This window comes from Sphingomonas sp. LM7, assembly GCF_002002925.1.
GTDB lineage: Bacteria > Pseudomonadota > Alphaproteobacteria > Sphingomonadales > Sphingomonadaceae > Sphingomonas.
Genome location: NZ_CP019511.1, coordinates 3,002,881 through 3,016,907, shown reverse-complemented (window position 1 = coordinate 3,016,907; position 14,027 = coordinate 3,002,881). Strand labels below are relative to the sequence as shown.

Sequence of the window (14,027 nt, the reverse complement as noted above, 5' to 3'; positions counted from 1 at the left end):
TGGCAGCGCCCCGAGCGCAGCAGGTGAAATCCTACATTTCAAGGATATTCCGACCGCCTGGCAGGGCGGGCAATGTCGATCTGTCCTAGCGCTCGACGATCTCCGCGACACCGAATTTGCCTGCCTGATAATCGGCAAACGCGGTGCGGATTTCCTCGACGCTGTTCATCACGAAGGGGCCGTGTGCGACGATCGGCTCGTCGATCGGGTCGGCATGGCCGAACAGGAACAGCGCGGGCTTCGAAGCGCTGACCGTAACGCTGTCGCCCGCGCCGAGCTGTGCAAGATGGAAGTGCGGGACTTGCCGGTCCTCGACGGCGACGCCGCCGCGCGCCGCGTAGAGGAATATGTCGCGGCCGTTCAGCCCGTCGAACGTCACCGCGGTGCCCGGCTGCAACTCGACCCAGCAGAGGAACACGCTGGTGAGTGACTCGATCGGTCCGCTGTGCCCCTGAAATTCACCCGAGATGAGATGCACCGTCGCACCCTCGGCAGTGATCGCCGGAATGCCATCGGCCTGGAGCCCGACATAGCGCGGCGCGGTCATCTTGAGCCGCGCGGGCAGGTTCAGCCAGAGCTGGAGGATCTCCAGCGGCCCGCCATCGCGCTTGAACCCCGCCGGCGAGACCTCGGCATGGACGATCCCGCGGCCCGCGGTCATCCACTGCACGCCGCCGGCGCGGATGATACTCTCGTGCCCCGCCGAATCGGTGTGCGCGAGTTCGCCTTCGAGGATGAAGGTCACCGTCTCGAAGCCGCGATGCGGGTGCGGGCCGAAGGGCAGGCCGCGATTGTCTGGAGTGTAGATCTGGGGCCCGTGATGGTTGAGGAAAAGGAACGCGCCGACATTCTCGACGCCCGGCCCCGGCACCGGCCGCCGCGTGACAAGATCGCCGATATCGTCGCGATAGGCGGCATGGACGGCGGTGACCGACCGGCTGGTCATCGGTCCTTCCTCAGCAGGAACACGGCATGTTCGGCAAAGATGTTGGCGAAGCCCGATCCGGTGCGCTGGTCGCCCGAGAGGAACCAGCAATCCTCGACGATGATCCCGCGCTTCTTCACCAGCGCACGGAAATCGTCGACGGTGACATGGTGGATGTTGGGCGTGGCATACCATTCGATCGGCAGCAGCCGCGTCACCGGCATCCGCCCGCCGAACAGCAGCGACGCACGCACCCGCCAATGCGCGAAATTGGGGAAGGAGACGAAGGCGCGCCGCCCGATCCGCAGCAGCTCGTCGAGCACCCGGTCGGGCCGCCGCGTGGTCTGCAGCGTCTGGCTGAGGATCGCATAGTCGAAGCTGGCGTCAGGATAGTCGGCAAGGTCGCTGTCGGCATCGCCCTGCACCACCGACAGGCCTTTCGCCATCGCCGCGGCGACATCGGCCGAATCGAGCTCGAGCCCGCGCGCGTCGCAGCCACGCTGGTCGCGCAGCGCCGCCATCAGCGCGCCGTCGCCACAGCCGACATCGAGCACGCGCGTCACCGGCTGGACGTTGGCGGCGATGATTGCGAGGTCCGGACGCAAACTCATCGCGAATAGATGTCCGGATCGTCGCGGACCATCAGCCGATCTGGATGCGGATAGGCTTCCCAGCCGAACTTGGCGTAAAATGGCTGCATGTCGCGGGTGAACAGTGCCCAGCGCCGCAGCCCCTGAAGCTCGGGATGATCCTCCAGCGCCTCGAGCATCTGCTGGGCGAGCCCGCGGTCGCGATGCCCCTCCAGCACGAACACGTCGGCGAGATAGGCGAGGGTCGCGCGATCGGTGACGACGCGGGCGAAACCCACTTGCTCGTCATCGTCGAATGCCCCGACGCACAGCGAATGCGCGATCGAGCGCGCCACCACGTCCTTCGGGATGCCTTCCGCCCAATAGGAGCGCACGAGATAGCCGTGGATCACGTCGAGCTGCTGATCCTCGGGATCGAACGAGATCCGGTAATTCATCGCGTCTCTCCCGCGCCGAGGAAGCCCGAGATCACCCGGTCGAGTTCGGGATTTTCGAGCAGGAAGGCGTCGTGCCCGAACGGCGACGAGAGCTCGACGAAGCTCACCGGCGCGCCGGCGGCGTTGAGCGCATGGACGATCGTCCGCGATTCGCCGGTCGGGTAGAGCCAGTCGGTGTCGAAGCTGACCAGGCAGAAGCGCGTATCGCCGGTAAAGGCATTGGCGAGCGTGCCGCCATGCTCCTCGGCCAGGTCGAAATAGTCGAGCGCGCGGGTGATGTAGAGGTAGGAGTTCGCGTCGAACCGGTCGACGAAGCTCAGCCCCTGGTGGCGCAGATAGCTCTCGACCTGGAAGTCGGCGTCGAAGCCGAAGGTCTTCGAATCGCGGCTCTGCAGCTTGCGCCCGAACTTGGCGGTCAGCCCGGCCTCGGACAGATAGGTGATGTGCGCCGCCATCCGCGCCACGGCGAGGCCCGAGGCTGGCGGATCGTTGTCCGCATAATAGTCGCCGCCGCGCCAGCGATGATCGGCCATGATCGCCTGCCGCCCGACTTCGTGGAAGGCGATGTTCTGCGCCGAATGCCGCGCCGCGCTGGCGATCACTACGGCTGAGGCGACGCGCTCGGGGAAGGTCGCCGCCCAGCTCAGCGCCTGCATCCCGCCCATCGATCCGCCGACGACGGCGAAGAGCTTTTCGACGCCGAGATGGTCGAGCAGCATCGCCTGCGCGCGGACCATGTCGCGGATGGTGATGACCGGAAACGCCATCGCCCAGGGCTTGCCGGTGGCCGGATTGATGCTCGCCGGCCCCGATGAGCCGAGGCAGCTGCCGAGCACATTGGCGCAGACCACGAAATAGCGATCGGTGTCGATCGGCTTGCCCGGCCCCACCATCCGCGCCCACCAGCCCGGCTTGCCGGTCACGGGATGGTTCGAGGCGAGATGATGGTCCCCGGTCAGCGCATGGCAGACGAGGATCGCATTGCCGGCATCGGGGGCCAGGCTGCCATAAGTCTCATAGGCGATGTCGACCGGCGACAGCAGCACGCCGCCGTCGAGCCGCAGCGGCCCCGGCAGCGTCGCGGTGCGGCTCAGGCCAAAACGCGGGTCATCGGACATGGCGACCGGTTAGGGGGTGCGGGGCGGGGAGGCAATAAGGCGCGCTTGGCGACGATAAGCGATACCCTGGTGCTCGCCTGCGTTCCTGCAACGGCAGGACGCGCCGGATTGGTTCGGCACTCCGTTCGATATCGGGCCTCTTTCAGACGGCCAGTCCTGCCTGACGCCCGGCTTCAGTCTCGGTAAACCCATTTCTGTCATCCATGACGCAATCGTCGGAGGCGAACATGGCATACAGGTTTACGGCGCGCGCAATCCAGGGCGTGTTTAGCCGCGGCTCGAGGGATAGCTATGAAACCACGGCGGGCAGCTTCACCATCATACCCTGGCCCGATGGCACCTCGCGCTTCGGCGCCCCGACCGAGATTGCATGGCTGACCGATATCGAGCGCCTGCCCGACCTCGTCAAACTTCCCTATCTCTGCATCAGCGCCCGCGTGCGCGACGTGATCGAGCGGCTGGAACCCGGGCGCCACGCTTTCTATCCGGTCCGCGTGACGCTTCCGAACGGCAGCAGCGAGGCGCGGTTTTTCCTTCACGTGACGCAGACCTTTGACGCGGTGAGTGCCGAGCACAGCGATTGGATCAAGTCTTCGGGTGTTCTCTGGCGGCAAACGGGGGGGCGCGCGCAACGGCTCGTCTTCGACGCGCGGATGATCGGCGAGGCGCATTTATGGATCAACGGCGGCTTGCGGACGGAGAGCCACTATCTCGCCTCCGACAGGCTGGCTGAGGCGGCCCGCGCCGCCGGCTTCACCGGCCTGCTGCTCGATCATTACGACCAGACCGATCTCGATGGCGCCTATGTGCCGCCGCCGCTTGCCGACGCGGTCTATGTCGTCTCCGAGCAGACGCGCGTGACCTCCTCGGGCGTGCCGGTGAAGATCAAGCTCAAGATACTCGACGGGAAGGCGGGCGCCGTGCGCTTCGCCGACGATCCCGGCGGCACGCCGAGCTTGCTGGCAGGCGCAGTCCGACATGGCCGCCGGCTAGACCCGGCCACCGTGCCGACGCGGGCCTTTTACTGGCAGCAAACCAAGGGCAATGCGCCCGACTTTTTCAGCTATTCCGATCTGCCGCCCACGGTAAGCACGCGCCTCAAGCAACTGATCGAGCAGTTCGAGCCCGGTGTGCACCAATTCCTGCCGATCGCTTTCGTCGGTAAGCAGGGGGCCGTCACCGAAGAGCGCCATATCCTGGTGCTCGGCGCCCGGCTCGACACCGGCAGTCGCCCACACTCGACTATGCTTTCAGACCCGCCCTGGTACAATCCCGGCGGCGAGCAGGGCAGGATCGTGATCGATCGCGCCGCGGTTGCCGGCAGGCATGCATGGCGGGATCAATGGCTGGCCGGCGATCTGTTCGTCTCCGAAGCGCTTGCGGCGGCCATCGAGGAACGCGGCTGGCCCCATTTCGGATTTGGAAGGTACGAACTCGTCGATTGAGATCGCTTCACCGTTCGCCCCGCGATCCACTTCAAATGAAGCGCATTCGGACGAATTGAAAACGTCGATCCATGTCTCGAACTGGGCGCTTAGCCCGTCACGCATCGGCTCGCCACGCGTGCAGCCAGTGCTAAGCCGCCCTGCGCACTCCCGGCTGCCCGCTGATCGCCTCCGCCGCCACGCGCCCGGTCTGCGCGCCGCCGTTCATGTACCCCGGATACGCCTCCGACAGATGCTCGCCGGCGAAGTAGATGCGCCCGGCTGCGGGGACGTGCCGCTCGGCGGGATTGTCCGATTCGACGCAGAGCAGCCGGGCGAAGCGCGAGATCTGGCCGGGGCGGAAATTGACATAGGCGCCCAATGTCAGCGCCTGCATGTGCCAATTGGTGCGCGCAAACGGACCCGAGGAAGCCGCTTCCAGTCCCGGAATTGCCGGCGCGGCAATCCCGGCGAAGCGCGCGGCCAGCGCCGAGGGCGCCTGGGTCTCGGCCCGCTTCACTTCGTCGCCGCCGAGGAACCACGTCCAGACCGGTGTGACGCCATCGGCGCGGTGGACGCTGCCGTCCCAGCCCAGCGCCCAGCCGGCCGCGGCGCTGGTCTGCCACAGCTCGCCGCCGATTCCCATCGGCGTGCGCCACGGTGTAGTGCTCATGCCGGCCTGGACCTTCTCGTTATAGCCCAGCTCCATTTCGGCGATGAATTCGCGCCACACCGACGGGAGCGGCACGCGCCAGTCGATCTGGCGCAGCAACGGCGCCGGCACCGCGACGATCACTGTCTCTGCGTCCTCGGTCGATCCGTCGAGGAAGGTCAGGCGTACGCCCGCGCCGCCGCGCTCGATCCGCGCCAGCCGCTTCCCGGTGGTGATGCAGTCGGCATAATGCGCCGTCATCGCCTCGATCAGGCTGGAGCTGCCCCCCTGGATGACGTAGCGCTCGTCCGATTCGCCGAGCACTTCGATGCGCTCGCCGTCCACCGTCGGCAGGTTGAACACAAGTTCCACCGCGGACGCATGCGCGGGTTCGACGCCATATTCGGTGCGGCTGGTCGCCTCCAGCAGCTCGCGGATCCACGGCTTGCCGATCAGGCCGCGATGCTTGTCGAGATACCCGGCGATCGACATCCGATCGAGCTCGGTGGCAACGCGATCGAAGTCCTTGTCGAGCCGCGCCGAATCCCTGTCGATCTGCGCGGCAATCGGACGCAGCGTCTCGGCGAGCTCGGCTTCGCCCAGCAGCCGCCCGTCGCCGAGGATCAGAGTCTGGTGCGGCTCGGCCTTGCGGTCGACCAGCGGCACGTCGAAGTGCTTGCACAGCGCCTGCATGTCGTCGTGATCGGTGTTGACCAGCTGCCCGCCGACTTCGAACGGCGTCGCCCCCGGCGGCCGATGGGTGAACATCCGCCCGCCGGTGCGATTGCGGCCTTCATAGACATGCGCATCGACACCGGCCTGGCGCAGGTGATGGAGCGCGCTCAGTCCGGCGATGCCGCCGCCGACGATCGCGACGCGTCCGCCGGCATAGGCATGCGCCGGGCGAGGCAGCGCCGAGGCCAGGCCGACACCCGCAATCCCCTTGAGCAAGGCGCGCCGCGTGGCGCCCGGTGCGCCCGGGATCGGGGCCGCTTCGCCCGCTTCCGCCGCATTGCGCGCGCGCGCTGTTGCCAGCGCCCGCCATACCGTGCTGCTACCCCGCATCGCCCCCTCCTGTACTCGCCCAGACCAAGCTTGCCATCCGCAGGCCATTCCGCCAAGCCGCGCGACCATGACAGCACCCGTTCCCAATCGCTGGGTCATGGAGATCGCCCCCTATGTGCCGGGGCGCTCGACCACCGATTCCGGCTCCAAGGCCGTGAAGCTCTCGTCGAACGAGAATCCGTTCGGCACTCCGCAAGTGGCGCGCGACGCCTTTGCCGCGGCCGCGGCGCAGCTCGAACGCTATCCCGATGCCAGCGCGGCCGAGCTGCGCGAGGCGATCGGCGCGCATTACGATCTCGATCCGGCGCGGATCATCTACGGCACCGGATCGGACGAGGTTCTGCATCTCGCCGCGGGCGCTTATGCCGGCGTCGGCGACGAAGTGATCTACGTTCGCTACGGCTTCGCGGTGTACGATATCGCTGCGCGCCGCGTCGGTGCGACGCCGGTGATCGCGCCCGACAAGGACTATGCGACCGACGTCGATGCGATCCTTGCGTGCGTCACCGATCGGACCAAGGTCGTCTTTGTCGCCAATCCGAACAATCCGACCGGCACCTACACGTCGCGCGCGGAAATCGCCCGGCTGCATGCCGCATTGCCGGCGGATGTGCTGCTGGTGATCGACCAGGCCTATACCGAATATCTCGATCCGGAGGATGATGACGGTGCGCTCGATCTGGCGCGCACCGTGCCGAATGTGCTCGTGACGCGCACCTTTTCGAAGATTTTCGGGTTGGCTTCGGAGCGAGTCGGCTGGGGCTATGGCGCGCCCGCGATGATCGACGCGATGCACCGCATCCGCGCGCCGTTCAACTTCAGCACCGCGGCGCAAAAGGCCGCGATCGCGGCGCTGGGCGACCACGCATTCGTCGAGCGCAGCTATAGCCATAACCGGCAATGGCGCGGCTGGTTCGCCGAGCAGATCGACGCGATGGGAAACAAGGGCCTGCGCGCGGTGCCTTCCAAGGCGAACTTCCAGCTCGTCCTGTTCGAAGGCGAAGTGGATGCCGAAACCGCGTACAAGGCGTTGATGGAGCGCGGCTATATCGTCCGCTGGCTGCCCGGGCAGGGGCTGCCGCACGGTCTCCGCATCACCATCGGTACGGAGGACGAGATCCAGGGCGTCGCCGCGGCGATCCGCAAGATCGTGAGCGCCTGATGCTGCCTTTCGCGCGCGTCACCGTCATCGGGCTGGGCCTGATCGGCTCGTCGATCGCGCGCGCCGTGCGCCAGCATATGCCGAGCGTGCGGGTCACCGGCTATGACGCCGATCCGGCGGTGCGCGAGATCGCGGTGCGGATCGACTTGTGCGACGACATCGCCGACACCGCCGGCACTTCGGTGATCGATGCCGATCTGGTGATACTCTGCGTGCCGGTCGGCGCGATGGGGCAGGCTGCGGCGGAGATCGCCGCCGATCTGCCCGCCGATGCGATCGTCAGCGATGTCGGCTCGTGCAAGGAAAGCGTGATCGAGGCAGTCCGCGCGTCGCTGCCCGATGCAGTGTTCGTGCCCGCGCATCCGGTGGCCGGCACCGAGAACAGCGGGCCCGAAGCCGGCTTCGCGTCGCTGTTCCAGCATCGCTGGTGCATCGTCACGCCGCCCGAGGGCACCGAACCCCTCGCAGTCGAGCGCGTGCTCGAATTCTGGCGCCGCCTGGGTGCCGAAGTCGAGACGATGGAGCCCGCGCACCATGATCGCGTGCTCGCAGTGACCAGCCATTTGCCGCATCTGATCGCCTATACGATCGTCGGCACAGCCTCGGACCTGGAGGAAGTGACGGCTTCGGAGGTCATCAAATATTCGGCGGGCGGCTTCCGCGACTTCACCCGTATCGCCGCGTCGGACCCGACGATGTGGCGCGACGTCTTCCTCGCCAATCGCGAGGCGGTGCTCGACATGCTCCAGCGCTTCTCGGAGGATCTGACCGCACTCCAGCGCGCAATCCGCTGGGGCAAGGGCGACGAGCTGTTCGACCTGTTCAGCCGCACCCGCGCCGTCCGCCGCTCGATCATCGATTCCGGCCAGGACGATGCGCGGCCTGATTTCGGCCGCTCGCACGACTAGGCTGCGGTAGGCGGGCATGTCCAAGATCGGTGGTTAGCTGCCGTTCGCCAACGCCTGACGTTCGCCACGCCGAGGGCTATGGTAGCGGTGAGGTGGACCAGGAGCGCGAGCATAAGGTAGCAGATACCGGTCAACAGCGCGAAGCCATCTGCCATGCTGTCACCCAAGACCCCGACGGTATCGAAAAGCAGTGACTGGCCTATTGCGAAGACCGTCATCGCCGCGGGAATATAAATGAGGTGCGGGAGTCAGCGCGTCTTTATCCGCCCGGACATTATCCAAACAAGCCAAGACAAGGTGATTGGGCAAAATGTGGCGATCAGCCAGCCAGTCACTGCAACTACGCTAAATCTACCGGCATAATCATATAGAAATAGGATCGAATTGACCGTGGATCCTGCAGTAAGCAGGGTTATTCCTGCTAAACCGGCAGCATATGCAAGGAATCCAGCCCGTTTCATCGCGGTAGAATAGCCCGGAGGCGGATGTCCGCAAATGGGGTGACAGCGGTCATTCTTCCGTGATGATCGCACCCGCGTTGAGAACATTGATCTCGCGATGGACGCGTACCTCGATCTCGTCGCGCTTCAGCCCCGCGGGGATCGGCTCGCCAAAGCGGAACGTCACCATGCCGGGATGCATCGGCCCGTGCTTGGGCCACACCCGCGCGCTGTCGAGCGCTACCGGCACTACCGGCAGGCCGACCGCGCGGTAGAGGCCGGCGAGTCCCGCCTGCAACGGCGGCGCCTCGCCCATCGCCGAGCGCGTGCCTTCGGGAAACAGGATCACCGAACGGCCCTCGGCACCCGCTGCCTTGGCTTCGCGCATCATCTGGCGGAGCGCCGATGCCGCGCCGCTGCGGTCGATGATGATGACGCCATAGCGCCGCGCCGCCCAACCCCACACCGGGATGCGCGCGAACTCCTGGCGCATGACGATCGCCGGAGCGCCGAGCATCCGCACCAGCTCGAACGTCTCGAAGAACGACTGGTGCTTCGCCGCGTAGAGTGCGGGCCCGGCCAGCGGCGCGCCTGCGGTCCGGGTGCGGATGCCGACGATGTGGCGCGCGCACCACGCCTGATACTCGGTCCAGCGCAGCACCCAGCCGCGGAACGCGCGCTGGCCGAACAGCGCCATCACCGGCGCCAGCAGCACGATCGGCACCGATACGCCGTAAAATATGATTCCGAACAGGATCGTGCGCACCCGGTCCATCAGCCTGCCCCGACCCACAGTGCGATCCGGCGCACCAGGAACTTGTGATATTCGCGGAACAGCACCCGCCAGCCCGGGCTGTTCGCGCCGCTGCGCACGCCGTCGCCAACGACTTCGACGCCGTTGCCCAGCGCGCTGGCCAGCTCCATCCGCGCGCGCGGCATGTGCCAGTCGGTAGTCACCAGCCGCACCGACTTGAAGCCGTGGCGCTGGACCCATTTGGCGGTCTCGTCGGCGTTCGACCGGGTGTCGACCGCCTGCCAGCCTAGATCGATGCAGCATGCCATCAGCTTGCGGTCGATCTTGAACTGCACGGCGAGCTCGACCGGGCGGACATCGGGATCGACGCCGCTCACCAGCATCCGTTTCGCGTCACCGGCACGCAGCGTGGCGAGGCCGCGGTCGATCCGGCCCGAGCCGCCCGTAAGTACGACGATCGCGTCGGTCTTGTGGTTGTCGAGCGGAGTGCCGAGCGACAGCAGAAATGCCGCGAAGCCCAGCGCCCAGGCAACCAGCAGCAGCAAGGCGATGCGCCAGATCATAGCCGCTTCCCCAGCGCGCGCAGCACTGCGATGCGCGCCGCACCGGTCGCCAGCAGCGCGAAGCTGATCGGCAGCAGGAGCAACAGGAACCAGTCGCGCTGCTGGAGCGCGACGCCGCCCAGCATCTCGGAGCCCAGCGCACTCAGCCGCGCCTGGAGGAACCACACCAGCGCGAGAGCCGCCACGGTGCCGGCAAGGCCGCCGAGCAGCGTGTCGAACGCGATCCGCCGCTGGAACAGGCGGGCGATCTGGATGTCGGTCGAGCCCAGCATATGCAGCACTTCGATCGTGTCGCGGTGCGTGTCCAGCCCCGTGCGCGCGGCAAGCAGCACGACGGCGGCGGTCGCGCTCGCGATCAGCAGCATCAGCGCCACCGCGAGCCAGCTCATCGTCGACATGAAACTGCGCACCGGCGACAGCCACTGGGCATGCCGATCGACTCGCGCGCCGGGCGCGATCCGCCGCGCCGCCTGCTCGACCGCGGCGACATCGCTGCCGCGCACCTCGACGTCGATCATGGCGGGCATCGGCAGGTCCGGATCGAGCCCGGCATCGCCGAGCCATGGCCGCAGCAATTCGGCAAGGTGCGCGCGATCGACTTCGCGGGCGCGGGCCACGCCAGGCAGCCGGCCGAGTTCGCGGACCATCGCCGCCGCCTGGGCGTCGCGCAGGCTGGCGAGGGGCTCGACGATCTGCACCGTCAGCCTGCCCGAAAGCTCGCGGTCGAGCTGCGCGGTGGCGGCGAACATCCCCAGCCCCAGCGCGCCGGCGAGCACGGTCAGGAACAGCATGATCGCCATGATCCACGTCATTGCGCGCGTGCGCCGGCCCTCGTCGAGCAGCCGCCGCTCGGGGCCGGCAGGGTGGAGACCGAGGATCATGCTTCGCCCGGCGGGTTGCGCAGCACGCCGGTGGGATCGCTCAGCTTTCCGTTCTCGATCCGCATCATCTGCGCGTTGGGGATGCGGTGGAGCAGATGGAAATCGTGCGTCGCGACCACCACGGTGGTGCCGAGCCGATTGAGCGATTCGAACAGGTAAAGCAGGCGCTCGGCCATTTCGGGATCGACGTTGCCGGTCGGCTCGTCGGCGACGAGCAGTTCGGGGCGGGCGATCACCGCGCGGGCGATGGCGATGCGCTGCTGCTCGCCGCCCGACAAGGTCGGCGGCTTGGCGCGGCCGCGATCGGTGAGCCCGACCCAGGCGAGCATTTCGCGCACCGGCGCCTCGACATCGACTTCCTGCACGCCAGCGACGCGCAGCGGCAGGGCGATATTGTCATAGGCCGACAGGTGCGGGACCAGCCGGAAATCCTGGAACACAACGCCGATGCGGCGGCGAAAGCCGGGCAGACGCTGGCGCGGCAAGGCGCCGGCATCCTCGCCGAACAGCCGGATTACCCCGCGCGACGGGCGCTGGGCGAGGTAGAGCAATTTGAGCAGCGACGTCTTGCCCGCGCCGGACGGGCCGGTCAGGAAATAGAAGGACCCGCTCTTGAGCGTGAAGCTGACGTCGGAGAGCGTTTCGGATCCCGTGCCATAGCGCAAGCCGACATTCTCGAACTGGACGATATTGGCCATTCGCGGGCGCCGGCCGCTCCTTGCTTCGGGGTGGCGCACGACATCGCACAGCCCGCTCCCGGGCTCAAGCGATGGTGGCGACTCGTGCTGCAGCGAGACTCTTGTAGCCCCGATTCGTTGCGTCTAGAATCACGCCACCTGGCCAGTGGGCAGCCGGGCCGGTGAGACGCTTAGATGATCCTCGAATGCAGCCAGTGCCGGACACGGTATCTCGTTCCCGATAGCGCGATCGGAGCCGAAGGCCGCACGGTGCGCTGCGCGAGCTGCAAGCACAGCTGGTATCAGGCGCCCGCCATCCTCGATCGCACGGCGCGGGCCGCGCCGGTGGAGAGCCGTGCGGCGCCTGTCGCCGCTTCGGCTCCCGTCGCGGTTGCCGAGCGCCCGCGACCACAGGCCCAGCTCCAGCCTCAGGGCTTCACCGCCAGGGTCGGCCCTGCCGGCGCGCGTGCCGCCGTGGCGGAAGCGCCCGCGCCGCTCGCCGCTCGCCCCGCGCCGGTGGAGCCGCCGCAGCCGCGGGTCTATGAAGACCCGATCGCCGAAGCCGGCCCGGAATATGATCCCTTCGCGCCGCCGCCGTCGCGTCAGGCGCGGCCGCGCCGCAATCCGGCGAAGCGCTGGACTGCCGCTGCGGTGATCGCCGGGGTGTCGATGCTGCTCGGCGCCGGCGCGATCCTCTATTCGGGGGCGCCAGGTTTCGCCGCGCAATTCGGCCTCGGCCTCGGCGGCGAAGCCGAGACCCCGCTGCGCTTCACCGACAAGAGCGTCGAGCTGCGCACGATGCCCAACGGCAGCGAAGCGTTCGTCGTTTCGGGCAAGGTGGTGAACCCCACGAGCGAGCAGCAGCGGGTGCCCGACATCCGCGTCGAGCTGCGCGACGGTGCCGACCAGCTGGTCTATAGCTGGCGGATCACCCCGGAGAACCGGGCGCTGGGGGCCAGGGCGGCGCTCGACTTCACCGGCGCCAAGCTGGACGTGCCGCCTAACGCCAAGGTCGTCGAACTCAGCTTCGCGAGCGAAATCGGTCGCTGACCCAGCCGAGCCGGAGGCCGTGCAGCAGCGCGGCCGCCACCATGCCCAGCCCGGAAGCAAGGACGAGGCCGCTCGGCCCATAGCCGCCCTGCGTCAGCACCACGCCCAGCCCGCCGGTGATGACGAAGAAAGCGATGATGCCGTTGACTCCGGCCATCACCTGGTCGCCGAGCGAGCGCAGCGCATAGACGAACACCACCTGCACTCCGTCGAACAGGATGAACGGCGCCCATAGCACCAGCATCGACGCGGCAAGCGCGTGGACGTCGCCGGTTGCGGGGAACAGCGCCACCACCGGCAGCGCGAGGACGATCAGCAGCAGCGACAGCGCGCCCGTCGCCAGCGCCGCCAGCATCGCCGCGATCGCAGTGCGCCGTCCGGCATCCTGGGGCACGCCTTCGCCCACGGCGTTGCCGACGCGCACGCCCGCCGCCGAGCCCAGCCCCAGCGCCACCGCAAAGGTGACGTTGTGGATCGAGAAGACGATCTGGAAGGCATGCGCAGTCATCGTGCCGAGCTGCGTCGATAGCGCGATCAGGATCGCGAAGCCGATCAGCTCGAGCCCCGATGCGATTGCCGGCACCAGCCCGAACCTGGCGAGCCGCAATGCCCCGGCCCAGGAATCGCGGCTGCCCAATTCGGTCAGGTCGTGTACGCCGCGCTGGCCGGCGCGGGGCAGTGTCCACGCGGCGACGACCATGCCGATGGCGCCGATCGCCGAGGCAAGCGCAGTCGCGGCAGCGGCGCCAACGGCTCCCAATACCGGAAAGCCGAGCTGGCCGGTGGCGAGCACCCAGGCTAGCACTGCGTTGAGCGGCAGGATCGACAGGTTGACCACCGTCACCCGGCGCGGCCGGCTCACGCCTTCGAGGAAGAAGCTCGCCGCGACGATGACCAGCTGGAAGGGGTAGGCGAGCGCCATCACCTGCACGACGTCGGCGGCGGCGGGCGCCGTGTCCGCCGCCACGCCCAGGCCGAGCAGCATCGGCTCGGGCCACAGGAACAGCGCCAGCCCGCTTAGCAGCCCCAGCATCAGCGCGAGCAGCATGCCCTGGTGGAATACGCGCCCGGTCTCGCGCAGGTCGCCGGCGCCGTCGGCGCGCGAGACAAAGACGAGGATCCCGGTCAGCCAGCCCAGCCCGACGACGATACCGGGGAAGGTGAGCGATCGGCTCGCGCCGAGCGCCGCCGCCTCGCTGGTGCTCACCAGCCCGACCACCGCGACATCGGTGACGTGCAGTATCGTCCAGTTGAGGCTGGTCAGCACCACCGGCCACGCAAGCGCGAGGATTCGGCGCATCTCGGCGGAGAGGGAAGGGGAGAGCAGCATGACGGGGCGTCGCGTTTACTTGGGGTTTCGGCAAAGCTGAAACGGAATCCG

14 protein-coding genes are annotated in these 14,027 nt (G+C 67.6%); 4 read left to right on the top strand and 10 right to left on the bottom strand.

Going from position 1 to position 14,027, the window contains the following annotated elements; all coding sequences use genetic code 11:
• Positions 1 to 85: 85 nt before the first annotated feature.
• From BXU08_RS13780 to BXU08_RS13765, 4 genes are read right to left on the bottom strand one after another with little or no spacing between them, the layout of a single operon-like run.
• The gene (locus tag BXU08_RS13780) at positions 86 to 946 is read right to left on the bottom strand and encodes a pirin family protein (RefSeq protein ID WP_077510574.1); all 861 of its coding nucleotides are present in this window, start codon (positions 944 to 946) and stop codon (positions 86 to 88) included.
• Positions 943 to 1,536: a methionine biosynthesis protein MetW gene (gene metW / locus BXU08_RS13775; RefSeq protein WP_077510573.1), complete on the bottom strand. Its 594-nt coding sequence runs from the start codon at positions 1,534 to 1,536 to the stop codon at positions 943 to 945. The genes BXU08_RS13780 and metW overlap by 4 nt, the downstream gene beginning before the upstream one ends.
• A complete protein-coding gene (locus tag BXU08_RS13770) occupies positions 1,533 to 1,952 on the bottom strand; it encodes a GNAT family N-acetyltransferase (RefSeq protein ID WP_077510572.1) in 420 nt (139 codons plus the stop codon). Before BXU08_RS13770 ends, metW begins: the two co-directional genes overlap by 4 nt.
• Complete coding sequence (locus BXU08_RS13765) at positions 1,949 to 3,070, bottom strand: homoserine O-acetyltransferase (RefSeq protein WP_077510571.1); 1,122 nt, start codon at positions 3,068 to 3,070, stop codon at positions 1,949 to 1,951. The genes BXU08_RS13770 and BXU08_RS13765 overlap by 4 nt, the downstream gene beginning before the upstream one ends.
• Positions 3,071 to 3,297: 227 nt before the next feature.
• Between BXU08_RS13765 and BXU08_RS13760 the strand changes: the two genes are divergently transcribed.
• The gene (locus tag BXU08_RS13760; RefSeq protein ID WP_150125537.1) at positions 3,298 to 4,515 is read left to right on the top strand and encodes an imm11 family protein; all 1,218 of its coding nucleotides are present in this window, start codon (positions 3,298 to 3,300) and stop codon (positions 4,513 to 4,515) included.
• Between the two features lie 130 nt (positions 4,516 to 4,645).
• Here BXU08_RS13760 and BXU08_RS13755 read toward each other — a convergent pair whose 3' ends face one another.
• On the bottom strand, positions 4,646 to 6,211 hold the full coding sequence (locus BXU08_RS13755; protein WP_077510569.1) for an NAD(P)/FAD-dependent oxidoreductase: 1,566 nt from the start codon (positions 6,209 to 6,211) through the stop codon (positions 4,646 to 4,648).
• A gap of 67 nt (positions 6,212 to 6,278) precedes the next feature.
• On the opposite strand from BXU08_RS13755, the gene hisC reads away from it, so the two are divergent.
• The gene (gene hisC, locus BXU08_RS13750; protein WP_077510568.1) at positions 6,279 to 7,373 is read left to right on the top strand and encodes a histidinol-phosphate transaminase; all 1,095 of its coding nucleotides are present in this window, start codon (positions 6,279 to 6,281) and stop codon (positions 7,371 to 7,373) included.
• Positions 7,373 to 8,281, top strand: coding sequence for a prephenate/arogenate dehydrogenase family protein (locus BXU08_RS13745; RefSeq protein WP_077510567.1), 909 nt, complete (start codon positions 7,373 to 7,375; stop codon positions 8,279 to 8,281). Before hisC ends, BXU08_RS13745 begins: the two co-directional genes overlap by 1 nt.
• 510 nt (positions 8,282 to 8,791) lie before the next feature.
• Here the strand turns inward: BXU08_RS13745 and BXU08_RS13735 are convergent.
• Genes BXU08_RS13735 through ftsE form a run of 4 tightly spaced genes read right to left on the bottom strand, consistent with a single transcriptional unit; the run spans position 8,792 to position 11,617 of the window.
• Positions 8,792 to 9,496, bottom strand: a complete 705-nt coding sequence (locus tag BXU08_RS13735) for a 1-acyl-sn-glycerol-3-phosphate acyltransferase (protein WP_077510565.1) — start codon at positions 9,494 to 9,496, stop codon at positions 8,792 to 8,794.
• Positions 9,496 to 10,038: a YdcF family protein gene (locus tag BXU08_RS13730; protein ID WP_077510564.1), complete on the bottom strand. Its 543-nt coding sequence runs from the start codon at positions 10,036 to 10,038 to the stop codon at positions 9,496 to 9,498. Before BXU08_RS13730 ends, BXU08_RS13735 begins: the two co-directional genes overlap by 1 nt.
• Positions 10,035 to 10,919, bottom strand: a complete 885-nt coding sequence (locus BXU08_RS13725; RefSeq protein WP_077510563.1) for an ABC transporter permease — start codon at positions 10,917 to 10,919, stop codon at positions 10,035 to 10,037. The genes BXU08_RS13730 and BXU08_RS13725 overlap by 4 nt, the downstream gene beginning before the upstream one ends.
• Positions 10,916 to 11,617, bottom strand: coding sequence for a cell division ATP-binding protein FtsE (ftsE, locus tag BXU08_RS13720; protein ID WP_077510562.1), 702 nt, complete (start codon positions 11,615 to 11,617; stop codon positions 10,916 to 10,918). Before ftsE ends, BXU08_RS13725 begins: the two co-directional genes overlap by 4 nt.
• Positions 11,618 to 11,791: 174 nt before the next feature.
• Here ftsE and BXU08_RS13715 point away from each other — a divergent pair, with 174 nt between their 5' ends.
• A complete protein-coding gene (locus BXU08_RS13715; RefSeq protein ID WP_077510561.1) occupies positions 11,792 to 12,646 on the top strand; it encodes a DUF3426 domain-containing protein in 855 nt (284 codons plus the stop codon).
• Here BXU08_RS13715 and BXU08_RS13710 read toward each other — a convergent pair.
• A complete protein-coding gene (locus BXU08_RS13710; RefSeq protein WP_077510560.1) occupies positions 12,618 to 13,976 on the bottom strand; it encodes an MATE family efflux transporter in 1,359 nt (452 codons plus the stop codon). The genes BXU08_RS13715 and BXU08_RS13710 overlap by 29 nt on opposite strands.
• Positions 13,977 to 14,027 lie beyond the last annotated feature (51 nt).

Excerpts from the sequence above, each read along its gene's own strand:
- BXU08_RS13710 (WP_077510560.1), bottom strand. The coding sequence starts at position 13,976 with ATGCTGCTCTCCCCTTCCCTCTCCGCCGAGATGCGCCGAATCCTCGCG.
- BXU08_RS13780 (WP_077510574.1), bottom strand. The coding sequence starts at position 946 with ATGACCAGCCGGTCGGTCACCGCCGTCCATGCCGCCTATCGCGACGAT.
- BXU08_RS13760 (WP_150125537.1), top strand. The coding sequence starts at position 3,298 with ATGGCATACAGGTTTACGGCGCGCGCAATCCAGGGCGTGTTTAGCCGC.
- BXU08_RS13765 (WP_077510571.1), bottom strand. The coding sequence starts at position 3,070 with ATGTCCGATGACCCGCGTTTTGGCCTGAGCCGCACCGCGACGCTGCCG.
- BXU08_RS13735 (WP_077510565.1), bottom strand. The coding sequence starts at position 9,496 with ATGGACCGGGTGCGCACGATCCTGTTCGGAATCATATTTTACGGCGTA.
- BXU08_RS13745 (WP_077510567.1), top strand. The coding sequence starts at position 7,373 with ATGCTGCCTTTCGCGCGCGTCACCGTCATCGGGCTGGGCCTGATCGGC.
- BXU08_RS13730 (WP_077510564.1), bottom strand. The coding sequence starts at position 10,038 with ATGATCTGGCGCATCGCCTTGCTGCTGCTGGTTGCCTGGGCGCTGGGC.
- BXU08_RS13755 (WP_077510569.1), bottom strand. The coding sequence starts at position 6,211 with ATGCGGGGTAGCAGCACGGTATGGCGGGCGCTGGCAACAGCGCGCGCG.
- ftsE (WP_077510562.1), bottom strand. The coding sequence starts at position 11,617 with ATGGCCAATATCGTCCAGTTCGAGAATGTCGGCTTGCGCTATGGCACG.
- hisC (WP_077510568.1), top strand. The coding sequence starts at position 6,279 with ATGACAGCACCCGTTCCCAATCGCTGGGTCATGGAGATCGCCCCCTAT.
- BXU08_RS13715 (WP_077510561.1), top strand. The coding sequence starts at position 11,792 with ATGATCCTCGAATGCAGCCAGTGCCGGACACGGTATCTCGTTCCCGAT.
- BXU08_RS13770 (WP_077510572.1), bottom strand. The coding sequence starts at position 1,952 with ATGAATTACCGGATCTCGTTCGATCCCGAGGATCAGCAGCTCGACGTG.
- metW (WP_077510573.1), bottom strand. The coding sequence starts at position 1,536 with ATGAGTTTGCGTCCGGACCTCGCAATCATCGCCGCCAACGTCCAGCCG.
- BXU08_RS13725 (WP_077510563.1), bottom strand. The coding sequence starts at position 10,919 with ATGATCCTCGGTCTCCACCCTGCCGGCCCCGAGCGGCGGCTGCTCGAC.